The 19167-nt window shown below is 34.0% G+C and carries 11 protein-coding genes; all 11 read right to left on the reverse strand.

Annotated features, from left to right (window positions below; genetic code table 11):
* Positions 1–17 precede the first annotated feature (17 nt).
* The gene (locus ACH5TX_RS11895; protein WP_439339720.1) at positions 18–2480 is read right to left on the reverse strand and encodes a glycoside hydrolase family 95 protein; all 2463 of its coding nucleotides are present in this window, start codon (positions 2478–2480) and stop codon (positions 18–20) included.
* Positions 2467–3882, reverse strand: coding sequence for an alpha/beta hydrolase family protein (locus ACH5TX_RS11900; protein WP_439339721.1), 1416 nt, complete (start codon positions 3880–3882; stop codon positions 2467–2469). The genes ACH5TX_RS11895 and ACH5TX_RS11900 overlap by 14 nt, the downstream gene beginning before the upstream one ends.
* Position 3883: 1 nt before the next feature.
* The gene (locus ACH5TX_RS11905; RefSeq protein WP_439339722.1) at positions 3884–5746 is read right to left on the reverse strand and encodes an exo-alpha-sialidase; all 1863 of its coding nucleotides are present in this window, start codon (positions 5744–5746) and stop codon (positions 3884–3886) included.
* Positions 5746–6666, reverse strand: coding sequence for a glycoside hydrolase family 43 protein (locus tag ACH5TX_RS11910; protein WP_439339723.1), 921 nt, complete (start codon positions 6664–6666; stop codon positions 5746–5748). The genes ACH5TX_RS11905 and ACH5TX_RS11910 overlap by 1 nt, the downstream gene beginning before the upstream one ends.
* A gap of 15 nt (positions 6667–6681) precedes the next feature.
* Complete coding sequence (locus tag ACH5TX_RS11915) at positions 6682–8256, reverse strand: glycoside hydrolase family 28 protein (RefSeq protein WP_439339724.1); 1575 nt, start codon at positions 8254–8256, stop codon at positions 6682–6684.
* Positions 8257–8263: 7 nt separating this feature from the next.
* A complete protein-coding gene (locus tag ACH5TX_RS11920; protein WP_439339725.1) occupies positions 8264–9679 on the reverse strand; it encodes a glycoside hydrolase family 140 protein in 1416 nt (471 codons plus the stop codon).
* Between the two features lie 8 nt (positions 9680–9687).
* Positions 9688–12852 (reverse strand): DUF6298 domain-containing protein, encoded by a 3165-nt coding sequence (locus tag ACH5TX_RS11925; protein WP_439339726.1) that lies wholly within the window; start codon positions 12850–12852, stop codon positions 9688–9690.
* A gap of 30 nt (positions 12853–12882) precedes the next feature.
* Positions 12883–14568: a polysaccharide lyase gene (locus ACH5TX_RS11930; protein WP_439339727.1), complete on the reverse strand. Its 1686-nt coding sequence runs from the start codon at positions 14566–14568 to the stop codon at positions 12883–12885.
* Positions 14569–14590: 22 nt separating this feature from the next.
* Positions 14591–15256: a DUF3826 domain-containing protein gene (locus ACH5TX_RS11935; RefSeq protein WP_439339728.1), complete on the reverse strand. Its 666-nt coding sequence runs from the start codon at positions 15254–15256 to the stop codon at positions 14591–14593.
* Positions 15257–15279: 23 nt separating this feature from the next.
* Complete coding sequence (locus tag ACH5TX_RS11940) at positions 15280–16983, reverse strand: pectate lyase family protein (RefSeq protein WP_439339729.1); 1704 nt, start codon at positions 16981–16983, stop codon at positions 15280–15282.
* Positions 16984–17174: 191 nt separating this feature from the next.
* Entirely contained in the window at positions 17175–19166 is a 1992-nt protein-coding gene (locus ACH5TX_RS11945; protein ID WP_439339730.1) for a RagB/SusD family nutrient uptake outer membrane protein, read from the reverse strand.
* Between the last annotated feature and the right edge of the window lies 1 nt (position 19167).

The following is a 19167-nucleotide window of genomic DNA, read 5'->3' on the forward strand; positions in this document are numbered from 1 at the left end:
AGTCTACTTTTATATATTTAACACCCGTAAAAAACATATGTTTTTCCAGCTTTCATTTTCACATCGTATTCATAATACTTTGGAAGTTTCAGTTTTTCAATTTTTGCTTTATCAGAAATAATTGGTGCTTTTACTTCAACATCAAAAAACAAAGCATTTGAATTTTTACCTTTCGCTTTTTTAATATTACTTCCTTTTATTTTGCTTGCTAAACGCAATCTGCAATTACCATCTCTTTTTGCTGTTATTTTAAGCTCAGACACTTTATTGTTTTTCCATGTCATATCAATTTGAAAACCACCTCTAGAAACCAAACCATTAATAGCACCCTCTTTCCAAAAACTTGGTAAGGCGGGTAATAAATGGATCGCACCTTCCTGACTTTGCATTAACATTTCTGCAATTCCCGCCGTACAACCAAAATTACCATCTATTTGAAATGGTTGATGTGCATCTAACATATTTGGGTAAGTTCCACCACCTTTTCGCTGCTTTGCAGTTACTAAATGTAATTGATCTTGCAATAATTTATATGCATGATCGCCATCTAACAATCTAGCCCATAAATTAACTTTCCAACCCATAGACCAACCTGTAGATTCGTCGCCTCTAAACTTTAAAGACGTTTTTGCTGCTTCAAATAATTTTGGTGTTTTAAATGCTGAAATTTGATTACTAGGAAACAAGCCATATAAATGTGATACATGTCTGTGATGATCTTCTGGATCGTCCCAATCTTTCATCCATTCTTGAAGCTGACCGTGTTTACCAATACGCATTGGCGACATTTTAGAAAGTGCCGTATTTAATTCTTCCACGAAAGCGTTATCTGTACTTAATATTTTTGAAGCGTTCATGACATTGGTAAACAAATCGAAAACCAATTGATTATCCATAGTCGTACCTGCTGTAATAGTTGATTTCCCATCTTCACCAGCATGTGTGTTTTCAGGTGAATTTGAAGGCACTACGACTAAGTAACCTGTTTCTGGTTCTGGAATCATGAAATCTAAAAAGAAGGTCGCTGCGCCTTTCATGATAGGGTAAATTTCTTTTAAATATGTCTCATCACCTGTATACAAATAACGTTCCCATAAATCTTGACATACCCATGCGCCTCCTGTTGGCCACATTCCTGACGCTGCCATATCTATTGGGCCAGTAATACGCCAAATATCCGTATTATGATGCATTACCCAACCTCTGGCATTGTACATAATCTTAGCCGTTTCTTTTCCTGTTTCAGCCACCTCTTTTGCTAATTGAATAAAAGGTTCGTGCATTTCAGAAAGATTGGTTAACTCTGCTGGCCAATAATTCATTTCGGCATTAATATTCATCGTGTATTTACTTTCCCATGGCGGAAATAACATATCGTTCCATATACCTTGAAGATTTGCTGGTTGCCCTCCTGGTTGCGAACAAGAAATAAGTAAATAGCGTCCAAATTGAAAATACAAAGCCGCTAACTGTGGATCGAATTGTTTTGAATATTTTAAAATCCGTTGATCTGTAGTTTCTTTTGAAGCTTCTGTAGTTCCTAAATCTAAAGACATACGTTTAAAGAAGTTTTGATAATATGCCACGTGATTTTTCTTTATCGTATCAAAATCCTTCGTTATGGCATTATCTAAAAAGGCTTTACTTTTCGCTACGTAATCTTCGGTAATGTCTTTATAATTTTTGAAGTTTGTTGCTATTGAAATATAAAGCGTGACTTCATCTGCTTTATTGATGCTTATAATACCGTTACGTACTGAAAGATCTCCGCCTCTGTTTTTAGCAGCTAAACGTCCTTGAAACTTCACGCGTCCTTTTTGACCTTCAATAGTACTTGTAACTCCAGAAAGCGTTACTTGGTTTTCTTCCGTAGTCGTCTTTGTTTTATCGAAAGGGCTATTCATAAATACATTACAAGTAATACTTCCCGGTTTACTTGCTGTTAATTTTACAGCAATAACTTGATCTGAAAATGCAGTTAAAATTTCACGGGTATATTCAACACCATCAACTGCATATTTTACTTTTGCTGTAGCATTTTCAATATTTAAGTCTCTGTAATAGTTACTGTAATTTTGATGCCCTGGAAATGATAGGTACACACTTCCAAAGGTTTGATACGGCATGCCATTATTGGTTTGCGAACGAATATCGGACGTTGCTAAATCTTGTGCTTCTTTATATTTGCCGTCAAAAATAAGCTGACGCACCTTTGGCAACGCTATTAATGCTTTTGTATGCGCGTTACTATTAGGCGAACCTGCCCAAATAGTTTCTTCATTTAATTGTAAACGCTCCACTGCAGGATCTCCAAAAACCATAGCGCCTAAACGCCCGTTTCCTAATGGCAATGCTTCGTTCCAAATCTCTGCTGGTTCATCGTACCACAATTTTAATTCTGATGAAGACTGTGCTACTACACTTTGTAATCCAAAGAATAAAAAAATAAAACTATAATATATGTTATTATTTAACTTCATATTCTTTATAATTTTGCTCTCCAAATAATTCATATAATTTATCAATATCTTTTAATGCGTTTTTAGGCAAATTTTCTTCGTTATTACCAAAAACATATAACTTTTCATAAGGTTCAATAGTACACGTAGATTCGTCTATGGCTCCTTTTTTATTTTTCACTTTGTTTAAATCTAAGTTTAAATATTTCGCCATAAATGGATACATCGCCATACGTTTTGACACACCATAATTATGGCCTTCTTCTGCAAGATGCTTATTTTCAGCTAAACTCTTTTCATCATAAAACCCATAGGTTCTTTGAATAAAAGGGAATTCTAATTCTGGAACTTCATGTGTCCAATCTTTACCATCGGAAATAATTAACTGTGGCTTTGGTGCTGCCATTGCTGAGACCTCTGCATTATTAGTTCCGTTTCCACACAAATGAATACCACGGCCACTTTCGCACGGACAACCGCCAGAATGATTAGCCGATACCATAACAACAGGCACAGATACTTTAAATCTATCGTCTAAAGCCGCTAAAAACATAGTATGCGAACCGCCACCTGAACCACCAGTAACACCTATTCTAGTAGCATCGGCACGTTTAAGTGTTAGTACATAATCTAGCAAACGCATGCCGCTTAAAAGTTGCATGGTTGATGCTATACTATTTCTATGCGTGGTTGATGGAAATTGAAGACGAGATTCTCCCCATGCAAACAAATCATAATTCACCACAATAGCGCCCATTTTAGCTAACATAGCACAGCGTATTTGTTCATTTTCGCGATAACGACCATCACCAAAATGACCATTAGGCGACACAATTACAGCTGCTTTTTTTCTTAATGGATACGGTTTGTAAATAGAACCCGTGGTATAAACACCCGGTAAAATTTCTAACGCAATATTTTCAACACTATAGCCTTTATACCTTCTTTTTTTTGTTATAATAGGTTTTGAATTTGGTGCTTTGGGTGCTTTATCAATTCCAAAAGCAGAAATCATACAAGACTTCAATTCGGCTTTTCTAGCCTCCCATGTAGCTTTATCTTGATATAAATCTGACAAATAAGCCAATCGTTTTTCTGCCTTAGATTCAGAAACTTTATGGTATTTAAACCTTCTAATTTTATACGATCCGTCTTCTTGTTTAAAGGTTCTTAAGTTAAAAGGCGCCAATACATTTGCTAACGATACTTCTAAATTCCCTTGTTCTATTCGCCAATCGGCATAATCTAAAACCTTATCATTTAATAGCCCTCTATCATCATTTATTCGAACATTAAAAATGGTTTCTATTTTTTTTATTGTTTCTGATATAGGTGATTTAAAATTAGTATCAGATGTTTGTGCACTAACCATTATGGCTAGACAAAAACTAATACTTAGTAATATGGATTTTAAAAATTTCAACTTACAACTTTTTTGTAATGAGTGATTTAATATTAAAAACAGCTTCAGGAACAGATGCTCCTGTAAAAGGCACATCGTCATAATCTGGTGTATCAACTGGCGTGTCTACAGTTGGGTAATGACGTTGTTCTCCTGTACGGAACATAACTCGAGATATGCCTTCAACAGGTTGAAAAAGTATGCCTCTTATGTCTTCACCTCCATTTACACTAAAGGTATAAGAACGCGATTTAGCATTTAATGACACCTTAATGGTATACGTTTTTCCAGCTTCATAACTCGTAATATTTCTTAATCTGTACCCTGCTTTATGTTTTAAATTGCCTTCCGAATCAAATATAAATCGGATAGTAGGCATGCCTTTTTCATTTTGAAATTCTACTTGTAGCATACCATGATTATTTTGTTCTGGAATCACTGTAAAACTAGCTTCCATCTTTTCTGCAAAAGGAATAACACGTTCTACACGAGGATAATCAAACGGATCCTGATCACGAAGTGTTAAATATTTATCGCCAGATTTTGTTTCAATTTTAGCTGAAGCCCATGATAAATCATAAGTATTCCACAGTTTTAATTCTTCGCCATTTGGAAGCGTATTAAAAACATCGTTAACATCGTCGTCAACCGTACTTGTTACAGGAACAGGAATTGAAGCCACCCACATGTCTTCTTTATTCATACTATAAGTCACCCATAGTTTTCCGTCTGGAGGCGTACCATTACCTTCTACAATACCACGTACATATTGTGGTCCGTGCGATTTATAAGCACCACCATAACGTATTCTAGATATTTCGCCATGTACTAAAAATAAGTTGTTATAATTTAAACCATCTTCACTTGTAGAAACCGCCAAAGGCCAACGGAATTCTGAAGGATTATAAACAGTTGCAAAACGACCATCAGACGTTTTTTGTCCCCAAATTTTAGCATTATTATTTACAAAACCTGGTGCGCGTAACGGCTTATAATCCCAGGTTAATCCATTATCTCTACTTATAGACGTTAAAGCATATTTCCATAAACCAACAACATTGCCATTTGGTAAATGGTAATAACTAAAGGCTTTGAATTGTTTTTTAAGCGGAATTAAAGGATCGTCTCTATCGGCTTCCTCAACCCATTGTTGCATCATTAAAGGTTTAGCTAGTAATTCTTTACATGCTTTTTTGAAACCTTTGTCTTTAGATTTAGTATAAAATGGATAGGCTGATTTTGAAGTATCCCATGTTTTATTATAACGAATAAAATAAATAGGTCCGAAACTACCATCTTTATAAATTTCTCTAATTACACGACCAACACCCATTCCATCATTTGGATGGTCTTTTAATTTCATAACAATACCGTAGTATGCCAAAGCAAAAAACCTATTATCCGAAGATGTGAAGAAACTCATACGTTGGTGCATAACAGCTGTTAAATTTTTGGCAACAGCATCAACACCTTCTTTTACATAACCATCTGGAATGTTATAAATAGGAAAAACAACCTCTGGAAACGTCCAGTTTTCTCCATTTGGTGATGTTTGCAAAAACGATTGACTTGGTGGAATATGTTCTCCCACAGGATCGCTTAAATATTGAACAAAAAAGGTATTATTCCAATATGCTATGTTTGGTGCATGGTTGTATGTCCAACCGAAACCATCCGATTTCTCAGGATGTTCTCTGCTTGCTCGCATAATTTGAGTGGCATGAACACCTACTGCTGGACTTAATTGTCCGTGATGATAATCTATATTAGAGAGTGTTTTTCCAACATACTTTAGAGTATCTTGTTGTGCGTTTATTGTAAAAAAAACAAAACACATTAAAACCCCTGATACTAAACACTTCTTTATACTTTGAAAATGATTCATTATTTCTCTTTACTTTTTTCTATTAATCCTTTTAAAATATCTTCTGAAATAGTTGATATTGTACCATGCTTATGTCCTTCTGGAAGTTTTATGTCGGCAGATATATCTTCAAATGTTTTAAAATCTGATGTACGTAACGCTTTATAATTCTTCTCACCATAATTATCATAATAAATGATGTATTTCCCATCCTGTTGTAACACGGTTGGACCTTCTGAAAGAAAACCAGAATAGGGTGCAGAAATATTTTCAAAGGGACCTAATGGTGTTTTACCAAAGGCAACTTTTAAATTTCTATTTGGTCTGGTATTATCTTTTATAATTAATGCGTAATCATTTTTAGCACGCTTAACAATAACACAATCAATAACACTAAACCCTGGATCTAAAAATAATTTGGTATCTGAAAAGGTTTTAAAATCTTTGGTTGTTACATAATACATGCGGTGATTATTCTTTTCGTCTTCTATTCCTTTTTCAAAACGGAATGGAATGGTTGAAGCCCAAATAATAATATATCTATCTGCTTCGTCATCATAAAAAATTTCGGGTGCCCAAATATTAACAACATCTGGTTCGTGAGCCATTACAGGAATATATTGTTGCTCAGACCAGTGTATTAAATCTTTAGAACTGGCATACCCAAAACCATTACCGCCTTTCCAGTCGGTTGTCCAAACCATATGATAGGTATCATCTTTCCCTCTAACAATAGAAGGATCTCTCATAATTTTACTAGCGCCAGCTTCAGGTTTTAAATAAGGGCCTTTAAGGTCTTTCCAATGGTAACCATCTTCACTATATGCTAAATACAACCCATCGGTTGCTGGCTCTCTAAAAGACGTAAAAATGTAAGCCTCTTTTTGGGACGCACAATTAAAAATGAAAGGGAATAGTATTAGTAACAGTAATTTCTTCATCTATACTGAGTAGTTTTAATCTATTTTAATTTCAGACTTCAAATCTTTTCCTTTTTTCAATACCGTTTTCACGTTTTCAAAAACGTTATTTTTTAAGAAAATGGATTCTGTTTCAGAACCATTCACTTCTAAGAAAACATCAGTTTCTTGCATTGGAAAATTATTATTAATCATCACATTAGACACATTACTTAGTTTTATAACAGGTGTTTTTTCTAAAGGTGATTTAGTAGCTGTATTATCTAAAACAATATTTTTAGAATTTTCAATTTTAAATGAAGCTCCTAAAGTTGTTGTAATATTAACATCATGAAACTCAATATCTTTTGCAGTACTTATTGAAAAGCCTTTTTTAGCTTCAATATTAATATCATTAAATGATATATTTTGAATAGGCATTTCTGGAATTCCTAAAATACGTCCCGCTACATTAACATTGCTTCCTGTAATATTACTCATATGAATGTTTCTAAAAATAGGCGTACGCTCTGAAACAGGTTCTACTGTTGTGTTTTTATCATAAAAAAGATTCATCATAAAAGCTTCTAATTTGATATTATTCATAACAATATTAGACACACGAATATCTTCTACAACTCCACCTCTACCACGTGCTGCTTTAATACGAATACCTCTATCGGTACCATCGAAAACACAGTTTGAAATAACTATTTTTTTAATACCTCCAGACATTTCGCTACCAATAACCACTCCGCCATGACCATCTAACATCGTACAGTTTGTAATGGTAACATTTTCAGTTGGTGTTGCCCATTTTCTACCATCGGCATCTCTACCAGATTTTATGGTAATACAATCATCACCAACACTAATATGGCAATTTGAAATATGCACATTTTTACATGATGTTGGATTAATACCGTCGGTATTTGGTGAATACGGGTTAAAAATAGTTACCCCATCAATTGTTACATTATCACAAAACGCTGGATTAATGGTCCAGAATGGAGAATTTTGAATAGTAACACCTTCAATTCTAACATTCTTACAATTATATGTTTGGAATAATGGAGGTCGATGAAATAAGTAACTTCTTGTTCTTTTATAGTAGTCTGATGTCACTAAACCAGCATTGGCTTCCTGAGCCATTTTTTGATACTTAGTAAGCTCCAACTTTTCTTTAGAAGATTCTATTCTCCAAATTTCTTTCCACCAAGCTTCTCCTTGTCCGTCAATTGTACCGCGACCTGTAATAGTCACATTCTCTAAATCTTTACCATAAATTAGAGGTGAAAAACTTTTCATGACTGTACCTTCCCAACGTAATTCTACAAATGGCAAATAATGATCGAAATTGGTAGAAAACTTTAAAACAGCTCCAGATTCTATATGAATTGTGATGTTGTTTTTTAATTTTATAGGTCCTGTTAAATAATTACCTGCCGGAAAATAAATAGTCCCACCACCATTATTTGAAGCTTTTTCAATAGCACCTTGAATCGCTTCGGTGCATAATTCGCCTTTATTATTTCCGCCTTCTTCTAAAATATTCAACCATCCATTAGTTGCATAAACAGATGAAAACGATACTATAAAAATTAATATTAAACTTGCTTTTTTTAAATTCAAAATACGCTTATTTAGATGTTAGTATTAATACCCAATCGTTGCCTTCTTCTTGTTCTCCAGAAGGGTCGAACTCTTGAATACCTTCATTTTTAAAAGTTCCTATCTTGCTAACCTCACCATTTTTAGGATTAAACCAAGAAGCAGCTACTTCTTTACCAGAAATTTTGCCCATATTAACCGATATGGTTCTACCATTATAAGTATAAATTAAAGCATAATTACCACCTTGTGTTGCTGCTAAATAATCGTATTTCTCTCCTTGATTGGCTATTAAACTTTCATCTGGAATACGCTCGAAATAAGGATACTCTAAAATTAAATTTTTAAGATGTTCCATTTGTCCTGCTCCAGGATCATTCAATGCTTCACCCCATAGTTTTTTATTTCCGTATGCCGGATTATCACCCGTTCTAAACATTTGCATGACTGCACTATGTCCATAAGTAAATCCTGCACCTCCAGCAAAAACAGACCAGTATGCATAACGACGTAAATCGTTATCATTCCATAAGGGTTGTAACGTATCGTGCAAACCTTGAGGAATACCTTCATAAGACGGTTCACCATCTAAAGTTGGTTTCGCTGGTTTCAATTTAAAATCAGGTTGTACGTACTTATAATTATCTTGTCCGTATGCACGTTCGGTATCATCCTGATCGTAACGTCTATGGCCTGATTGAAACATATTAAAATCTAACCAGCTTGCATTATGAAAATTATCAGAAGAATCTGTGCGACCAAAAGGATGAAAAGTTACTAAACACTCAGGGTTTTTAGCTTTTAAAATTTCGCCAATAGCATTCCATATTTCAACATTCTCATCACCTGGTGTATCACCTCCGTTTAGCCAAATAATATTTTTTCTACCTTTAAAACGATCTCCTAAAAACGTTGCATAGGCTTTTGCTTGCTCTAAATTTACTTTGCCTCCTTTAACAGATGTTCCCCAAATAGGCACCATTCCTACATACAAATCCTTTTCTTCTGCAACATCTAAAGCGTAATCTACATGATCCCAGAAGTCATATTCCTCAGGATTTTCAAAACTATGTCCTTCTGTTATTAAAGGTTTTGAGACATCTTTATTTACTACAGCCGAATCGCCATAAACATTAGACATTTCTTCAGAATGCATGGTCATGATTTGAATAACATTATACCCTTTTTCTTTTCTATCTTTAAAGTAGCTTACAATTTCTTCGCGTTTTAGCTTTTTAAACGCTAACCATCCTGTATCACCTAACCAAAAAAATGGTTTTCCATCCTCTGTTTGAAAATAATGTCCGTTTTTTGACACTTGAAGTTTTGACATTCCTAACGCTTCAGGTGTTGTATTTTCTTTTTTAGATTCTTTACAAGAAATCACTGCAGACATTATTAATAAGGCAGTGAAAACTTTAAAAAAATTAATATTCTTATTCATAACTAAATTTATTTTCTTTTGATATAAACTACTGTTTTGTTGTTTGTTGGCGATGTTAACATTTGCTTTTCTGAACATTTAAAAACGGTTTTAGACACTATATTTCCGTTTTCAGGATTTATCCAAAACACCTCATATTTCCCTTTATAATCAGATAAATCAATAGTGATTTCTCTTGTATTCTTCAGATAAAAAAGATAAGACTCCCCTTTGTTTTCTAACGACCAAGTATCGCTATTAAAAGTATCGTTAGCATGGACTGTCATTTGAGATAATGACTTATAAAAACCATCGATATTTACATGAGGGATATTAGCCATCGAGCCACCCGCCATTAAAACGGCCCAACCAAATTTTGAAGCTCTATTTGTTGAATACAACACAGATTTCTCTGGATATTTATCTCGATATTCTCTAACCGCTCTATAAACCTGTGCTTCGGCTTCTTTGCCTACTTTTATTTTACGAGCATGTTGTCGTGGCGCTAAGTTTTTACCACCTTCGGGCGCATAAACACTTCCATCTTCGCGGTAATGCCAATAGCGAATATCAATTAAATCAACTATTTTATTTCGTTTTGCATCATTTAAAATAGCATCTTGAACATCTTTTGTGGCACTCAAACCAATAATAGCAGACTTTCCTGTTTCTTTTTTCCACGCTTCAACTTCATCTATCCAAAATTGCATAAAATGAAGAGGTCCTGTATATTCGGCACTTGTAAGCTGAATAACATTCGAATTATTTTGAAAATTATTTAACGACTTCCGTATAAATTGTTGGTGTATTTTTTTTCTAGTAGGATTTAAAACATCATAAAATTGTTCCGCCATAAAAATACGCTTATCCCCAGCATATGGCACTGGCTCTGGAAACCCTGTATTGTTTATATTATTAGCAGAACGCCAAGGCGAACTAGACCAATGTGCACCAGCTTCTAAAATATTATGCTGAAAATATTGTTGATGTATTAATAACTGCCCTTCAGATTCTGCTAAACTAGCAAAACGCTGTAAACGGTTCCAATACCAATCGTTGTATTTTGTTAAATCGTATTTACTTAATTGATCCCATGCTATCCCTTGTCCGCTTCTAGCAAATGGCTGTTCGTAAAAAGGCGCCCAAACATCGGCATCAATTCTACGTGTGCGCTCATGGTCGTCCATTCTACGTTCGTACCATAAACCATAATTATGATCTACAGCTATTATATTTTCAGCTTTATTATAAGCAACAACTTCTTTTAAATTATCGGTAAACCCTGTCCCGTTTTTACCTGGAACAAATCGGGTAATATGTGGCGATGATTTTTTAACATCATAATCTCTAAGACTTCCTCGCCACCACATAACATTGGCTTTTTTACCAGTAAGAAGTGTTTCGTTAAAAGTAAGCTTCCCGTTTTTTGTTTCTACTTTAGAAATAGTATTCTTTTCGCTTTCGCGGAAAACTTTAAACTTTAAATCATCAATAGATTTAAGCTTTGATACATTTACAGGAATACTATTTAATGCTGAAACTTGCTTAATCCATTCTGGCAATGTTAGCAATTTGTTTTCAGCTTGTTTCGTCAACATTTCTGCTTGCTCTATAGTAGGACTTGATGTTTGTTCTGAACCTAAATCTTTAATATAAGGTTTTACAGGAAGCGTTGATAATCGATTGCCTAATTGTGCATAAAATAAACTTCTTGGTTTGATATGATTATTTACATCTTTCCAATGTCCATTTCCTGCCATAATTCCTCCCCAAACACCGAATGCCCAATTATGAGCTGTTGGCGGACTGTAACAATCTATTTTTGATGCAGATGATTCCCAAATTAAACTATTGGCAGCTGTCCATCCTGCACCTCTACCGTCTTGCTCTCTGTTATTAAAACTTAATGCATTACCATCAACATAAACGACATCAAATAAAACTCCTGTTGCCCAACTACCAATCGCGCCATTATTACTATATGGCATAAACGATTCGCATTGTACAAACGCATTTGGACCTGTGGTGCCATAACCACCTACTGCAAAATCATGATAACCATATTCGGAATAACAACGTTGAAAAAGTGTTTGCTGACCTTCAGTATAAAACGTATATCTTCTATATCCTGCTATTTCAGAAATTGGCTCGGTAGCCATACAATCTTCAACTGTTATTTGTTGTGCTGATTTTAATACTGAAACGGCTCCTCCTGCAAAATGTTTAAAATTGACTTGACGTACCCATGCATTTTTTACGTTTTCAAAACTAATGCCTAACCATCGGTGTAATTCATCTTTAGAATTAGACCCATCGAAGGTAGACTGCATAGTTAAATTCTCAATACCAACATGTTCTATTCTGCCTTTCCAAGTATATCGAATGGCTTTGGCTTTACCATACCCATCATCTAGAGTCATAGTTAAAGGCGCATTCAATGTAATCTCATCACCTTCAATATTAGTAACAACACGATTCCATGTAATATCCCAATCTCTAGTTTTCCATCCTATCCAACCTGTTTCGCCTCCAAAGTCAGACATATTCAACGCATCAATCCAATTATTGGTTAATGATTTTTGAATCACTACATCATCTGAAACCTTTAATTTAGAACTATTTTTAAGCTGTATTTTTCTAGCTCCAAGTGGTGAATAAGTGGTTTTAAAATCTAAAGTATCTAGATGTTTTCTATCATCAACGCCTAAAACACGAATTAAAGCTTCTCGTTTCAACCCAGTACCTAAAAGCTGTGTGTCGTTTTCATTATTTCCGCTTCCGCGCAACACAACACCTGATTTTTTAATATATAAAGTGCCGTTAATATTAAAAATACCTTTATCTAAAAGAATGACCCCTCTAATTCCATTTTTATCAGGTTTTAAATTACCAACGTAATCAATGGCTGTTTGTATTTTTTGAGTCGCATCTTCGGTTTGATTAGGCACAAAAATTTTAGCCTCAACATTAGGAATTGGCTTTTCGGAAGCCATATAACCTGCATATGAAAAATCAGGAATTTGATTTCCTAAAGTATCTGAAACCATTTCGATACTCCCGTTTTTATTTTTCTTTATATCAGGAAAAGTGGCTTGAGCGATACTGCTTAAAACAATGAAAAACAGAACGAAACATGACAAAATAAGTTTACCTTGTTTATATAAATTTCTCTTTTTTAAATTAATATCATTCATCTTTAAGCACGACTACAATTTAATTTATAATTATTGCAATAATCCCTTTGATAATTTGGCTAAAGTATCGGTGTTATTCTCTGGATTTGACCAATCCACTTTTTTAGTGGGATCAATTCCATTAATATATTTCTCGATATTGGTATAACCATCACCATTCATATCTTTATTAGCATCTGATGCATCATTTGGGTTTAACCCATATTTTTTCTCCCATTTATCAGATATTCCATCACCATCAGAATCTTTATAAGCTTTTCCTTTATAATCTGGATAACCACCTACTTGGCTAGGATGCGTTATAATACCTTGTTTATAAGAGTCAATAGGCAATCTTCTTTTTATAAACTCGCTTCCAATAGTATTTTCCTGTCCTTCTTCATATTCAATCTTGCCGGTTCTTACTTGTTTTATAATACGTTCATCAACAGCGTCTCTTTTAGGTAAGGTTGCACCAACATTGTTTAACACAAACTCATATGCTTCTTCTGCTTTCATAATAGGAAAAGCAGGCATGCTAAATGGTTTGTTTTGCTTTATATAAGCCAATTCTTTTTCGTCTACTTGTACACCACCATCCCAATTATTAGCAGTTACTTCAGGAGATCCAAACACATAATTCCCAGAAACATAAGCGCGTCCGTATGTTTTTGGTTTGTAATACCCTGTTTCTGGTTTTAATATTCTATAACGAATGGGTTTATCGGTAGGTGTGATTGGTCCTGGTTTAAAATAATTATTAATAATATTAAACATAGAACTTTGATCGCCTCCATCAATGGTACGATGCCACCAATTAAACACGACGTTATTGACAAAATTAAAATCGCCACTCATACCGTTTGAACAATTTCTCCCTGTATTATCTGCCCATAAATTTCTCATAAAAGTACTATTATGACCGCCTATGGTACTACCAAAAGAGTGGTTATACGTGTCTAAAGCTTCGGAAGAAATACTATTTTGAATGGTAACATTAGAAGCTGGTAATTTTTGACGTTTCGATTTTTCATTAGCTTTATACATGTGTCTGTACATCGACATGTTTTCATCTAATCCCCAACTTGTAGAACAATGATCTATAATAAGGTTTCCTATTAAATTACCCCCCAAAGCATCGTCTCTTCTCGTAACATCAGTTTCACCTCTACGAAAACGCATGTGTCTAATAATAACATCATGAGTATCTATACTTAAAGTTTCTCCAGCAATACAAACGCCATCACCTGGTGCTGTTTGTCCTGCAATAGTAACATACGGCGCTCGCATATTAAGCGGTTTTTTAAGTCGAATAACCCCTGAAACATTAAATACAATGGTTCTTGCTCCTACTGCTTCAATAGCTTCTCTGAAAGTTCCTTTTCCGCTATCCTCTAAACTTGTTACTACAAATATTTTTCCACCTCTACCGCCTTGGGTAAATGCACCGCCTCCTTCTGCTCCTGGAAACGCAGGAATATCAGCCTTAGAAAGTTCTTTAGGATAAGAAGCCCATGGTGTATATGGTCTTCCTAATAAAGCTTCTTCTTTTATAATATGATAATTTTTTGTCCAGATTTCTTGTAACCTAGCTTCTTCTAACATTAAAAGCGAATCTGTTTTAGCTTGAAGTTCGTGTGGAATTTCAGGATACTGAGCAAATATAGGTTGTACGAATCCAAAAAATAGCACAACTACCAATGCTTTTTTTATTAATTTGAATATTGAAATTTCCATATTTAAGACTTTTAAGAAAATTTTATTTGTTGTCTTTTGACTTTTTACGTTCCTCGATACGCTTATACCAACCCTCTCGCTCTTTTTCTAAATCATAGCCTTGTGCTGATAAATAGTTATTGATTCTACCTTTATATTTACCAAACCAAGCGTGCTTTTCTTTAGAAGAGCCACCATCAATAGCCTTTTCTCTAGCTTCTTTTAAATTACTATAAATATAATCTTTCTGCTCTTGATTTAAACTTGGAATCATATCTAAAAAAGCAGCATAGGTTTTAGGCAAAACACCATAAGTCATCCCATCTTTTACAGCATCAATTTTATCGTTAGTTAATTCTTTCGATAATTGTTTTAAATATGATTTATGAAGCCTCGATATACTCTTTTCAGCCTTCTTTTTTAACTTCTCAACTTTAACTTTATGCTTTTTTTTAGAAGAAGTTGTTTTTTTTAACGCTTCTATTTTAGCATCTCTTGCTTCTTGAATCTTACTTATATTTCTGTATTGCTGACCAATAATATTAGTAACTGCTTGTTCTTTTTTAGTATCTGACAATTCTAATTTTGAAACAATTTTAGCAGCTCTTTCATTGGTTACTTTTACATATTCTGAATCTAAATGCTGTTGTGCACTTAAAGTACAAAATGTGACTACTAAGAATATTATATTTATGCTATATTTTTTCATGGACATGACTAACTTTTAACAATTTATTTTAATAAGGGCTTAACTAAAGTCTCTTTATTATTTTTTAAATCTGACCAATCTTTACATTTCTTTTTAGGATTTACACCGTTGATATACTCTTCGATATTTGTATAACCATCCTTATTTAAATCGCCTTTTGCATCTGAAGCATCATTAGGGTTTAAACTATACTTTTCCTCCCAAAAATCCGGCATACCATCTTTGTCTGTATCAACATAAGGCGTTCCTTTATACTCAGGATACCCACCTACTTGAGCTATATCTGTTATAATACCTTTCTTATAAGAATCGACTGGTAAACGTCTGTGTTTAAATTGATAAAAAGAATCCATATCTAGTCCTTCAACATATTCTGGAATTCCTGTTTTAACCGTTCTTGCAATTCTAGTATCTACGGCATCTCTAATAGGTAATGTTGCCCCTGCGTTATTGATTACAAAATCGTAAGCATCATCTGCATCCATGATATTTCTAAACCAAGGCATAGGCATTGGCTTATCTGCTTTCATTTTTGGAAAATAGGTTTTAGCTTCTTCTAAACTCATTTCTATTCCTTTCTTGCTTTCCATTTGCACACCACCTTCCCAGTTGTTTTTAGAAACACGTTCATTGTTTTCAACAATATTTCCATCAATGTAAGCACGACCAAATTCTAAATAATCTAGTTTACTTCGTCCTGATTCTGGTTTTAAAATTCTATAACCTATTTGTTCATCTACCTTAGTTAAAGGCCCTGGTTTAAAATAATTATTAATGATGTTGTATTTAGCTGTATAATCGCCACCATCAATAGAACGGTGCACCCAATTAAACATAACATTATTAACAAAATTAAAAATACCATTCCATCCTATAGAAGGATTTCTACCAGCATTATTTGCCCACATATTTCTTATAAAAGCACAGTTTTCACCTCCTAGCGTACTTCCAAAAGCATGGTTATAAGTATCTAAAGCCTCACCAAACAAACTGTTTTGAATGGTAATATTTACCGTTGGAAATTTTTTATCTTTATAAGTGGCTCCAGGACTGTACATATGTCTGTAAATAGACATGTTTTCATCTAAGCCCCAAGTTGCTGAAATATGATCTAACATAATATTCCCAACAGGGTTTCCTCCGATAGCATCATCTCTACGACCAACAAAAGTTTCACCTCTACGAAAACGCATATGACGAATAATAACATCATGCGTATCTATCCAAACAGACTCTCCTGCAATACAAACCCCATCACCAGGTGCCGTTTGACCTGCAATAGTAATATATGGCGCTCTAATAATTAACGGTGTTTTAAGTTTAATAATTCCAGCTACATTAAAAACAATAATTCTTGCACCTCCTTTTTCACAGGCTTCTCTGAAACTTCCTGGACCATCATCCTCTAAACTTGTAACGGTATAAACATTACCGCCACGACCACCAAAAGTGTACATACCACCACCCTCTGCTCCAGGGAATGCTGGAATTCCTGCTTGTGGTAAATCGGTTGGTCTACCTGCCCAAGGAATATAGGGTTTACCTTCTCTGGCTTCTTTTTCTACTATTATTTTCGCTTTCTCCCAAGCTTCATCTGAATGCTTGTAAGCTTCTATTTTTATAGCTTCTTCTTGTGCTCTATCTTCACTTGTTAACTTTGGATATTGCGCATAAACATTTGTAATTCCTAGACATAGGATTACTAAAATAAAATTAAACTTAGTCATTTTTTGTATTAATTGTTTCGATGTCGTGGTTTACATCTATTATAAATTTTATAAATTTATTTTAGTTGGTAGAAATAGTTATTTTATTAGTGTAAATAAACAACCTGAATCTGAAAACAAGTTGGAATTATTTAAAAAAAATACCTGTATTTAAAACAAATACAGGTATTTTTTTTAAATATCTCTAGGTATTAATTTAAAGGATCAAATGAACCTCCCCAACCTTGAGTTTGTTCTAAATATGGCGCTGTATCTAATAAGTCTTGATGGATTCCAAAGAAATAATATTCGTTATACCATTTAAATGCTATCCAGTCATTATCTTCTACACCTTCATCTTTAACCATAACCTCAAAATGGTTATCGTATAAATAATCAACATATTCTTCATACGTAGTAACACCAGCAGGGTATGTTGTTGCATCCCTGTTAATTATAGGAGCACTACTACCTTTTAAAGGATCTGTCCCTCTACCATTTTCATATATAGTTGAGGCGTCAGATTTTACAAAAATATAATAACCTTGCCTTCTTGAACCATCTATTGGTGTCTGGTTTAATTTTGTACAATATCCAAAATCATCATTATACAACAACCAACGTCTTAAATCGTGGAAACGCTTATTTTCATAAGCAAATTCTACTTTTCTTTCATTAATTACGGCAGCAAAATGTTGATCTCTTGAACTTACACTAGACAATCCAAACTGTCCATCTAGATTCTTTATTCCAGCTCTTTCTCTAATATCTTCAATTAATCCTTTACCTTCTGCTAAGTTATTGATTCCAATAGCAGATTCAGCTAAGTTTAAAACAACCTCAGCAAAACGTATTTCCATATGATCATCACCATTATTTCTAAACGATTCTGTATTTGATGAATTATCGTTAGTGAATTTTTTCAAATATATGCTGGTATTACTTATTGCATTAGGTAAATTAGTTGGTAATTTAGGTTTACCAGGTTCTGAGGTTAATGGATACCAATAATAAGCCCAAACTTTATGTTGTGGATTTTCTTTATATGGCCAAATAGATCCATTATAAGCAAAAGTATTGTAAAAACGAGGATCTCTATTTCTATAAAAATGGTTTAAATTTCCAGTTGGATCATAGGCTGTACCATCTTCCATTGGGAAAGCATCCATAATGTTTTTTGTAGGAGATAAATCTCCAGCCCCATCCTGTTCAACAGGTCTTGATGCATATTCGGTATAATTATTCTTCGTACCGCCCGTCTCAACAGATTCATATTTATTAAATCCAAAAGCAAAAACAGACTCCATACCATTATCAGTAAACCACATATTTTTCCAATCAGGATCTAGTCCTTTACCTGCAGCTAAACAAACATTATAAGCATTTAAATTAGCATCATAAGCACGTTGCCATCTTGACTCTTCATCATTTCTATTAAACAACGGACTTGCCCAAGTTAGTAACACACGCCCTTTTAATGCAGCAGCTGCAGCAGCAGTAATTCTTCCCGCATCTACATCTCTATAAGGCCGAGCGTTCTCTAACAAAGTTTGAGCCATTTCTAAATCTGATACAATTTGATCTATCACTTCTCCTGAAGTACTTCTAGGAGTTTGATTACTTGGTGTATCTATAGTAGTGCCTTGAGCATCTAAAATAATAGGTACTCCACCGTATAGTCTTACTAATTCAAAATATTGCCATGCTCTCCAAAAATAAAGTTGTCCTTTAATTTGATTTTTAAAATCTTCTTCAAGTCCAGTATAATTATCAACATTATTTAGATACAAATTACTATACCTTATTCTATACCAAGCACTATTTGATGGGTTTGTAGATATTTTTCTACCTATTGATTTTAGACAATGGCTTTGTATAGGAGAAATTTGAGCCCATTCTTTATTAATATCTACTTCATCAGCAACTTCATCAGTAGCTTTTGCAAAAATAGTTGGATTACCCTTACCTTCAACATCAGCATTATCAACTCCTGCCATAGACCACATAGTCATATTTGATTCTCCTTTTGGTAATGATGCAGCATAGAGATAATCTACGTAGGCAGTTGCCAAAATTTCATCTTGATAAACAAGAATATTAACCTTTGAATAATCTGTTTTTTCTTCAAGAAAATCTGTGCTGCAACTATTAAAAAACACTATAATTAAAAGTGCTAACAGGTTATTTATTTTTATATGTTTCATA

Origin of the sequence: Thalassobellus citreus (genome assembly GCF_044385915.1) — a bacterium.
GTDB lineage: Bacteria > Bacteroidota > Bacteroidia > Flavobacteriales > Flavobacteriaceae > Thalassobellus > Thalassobellus citreus.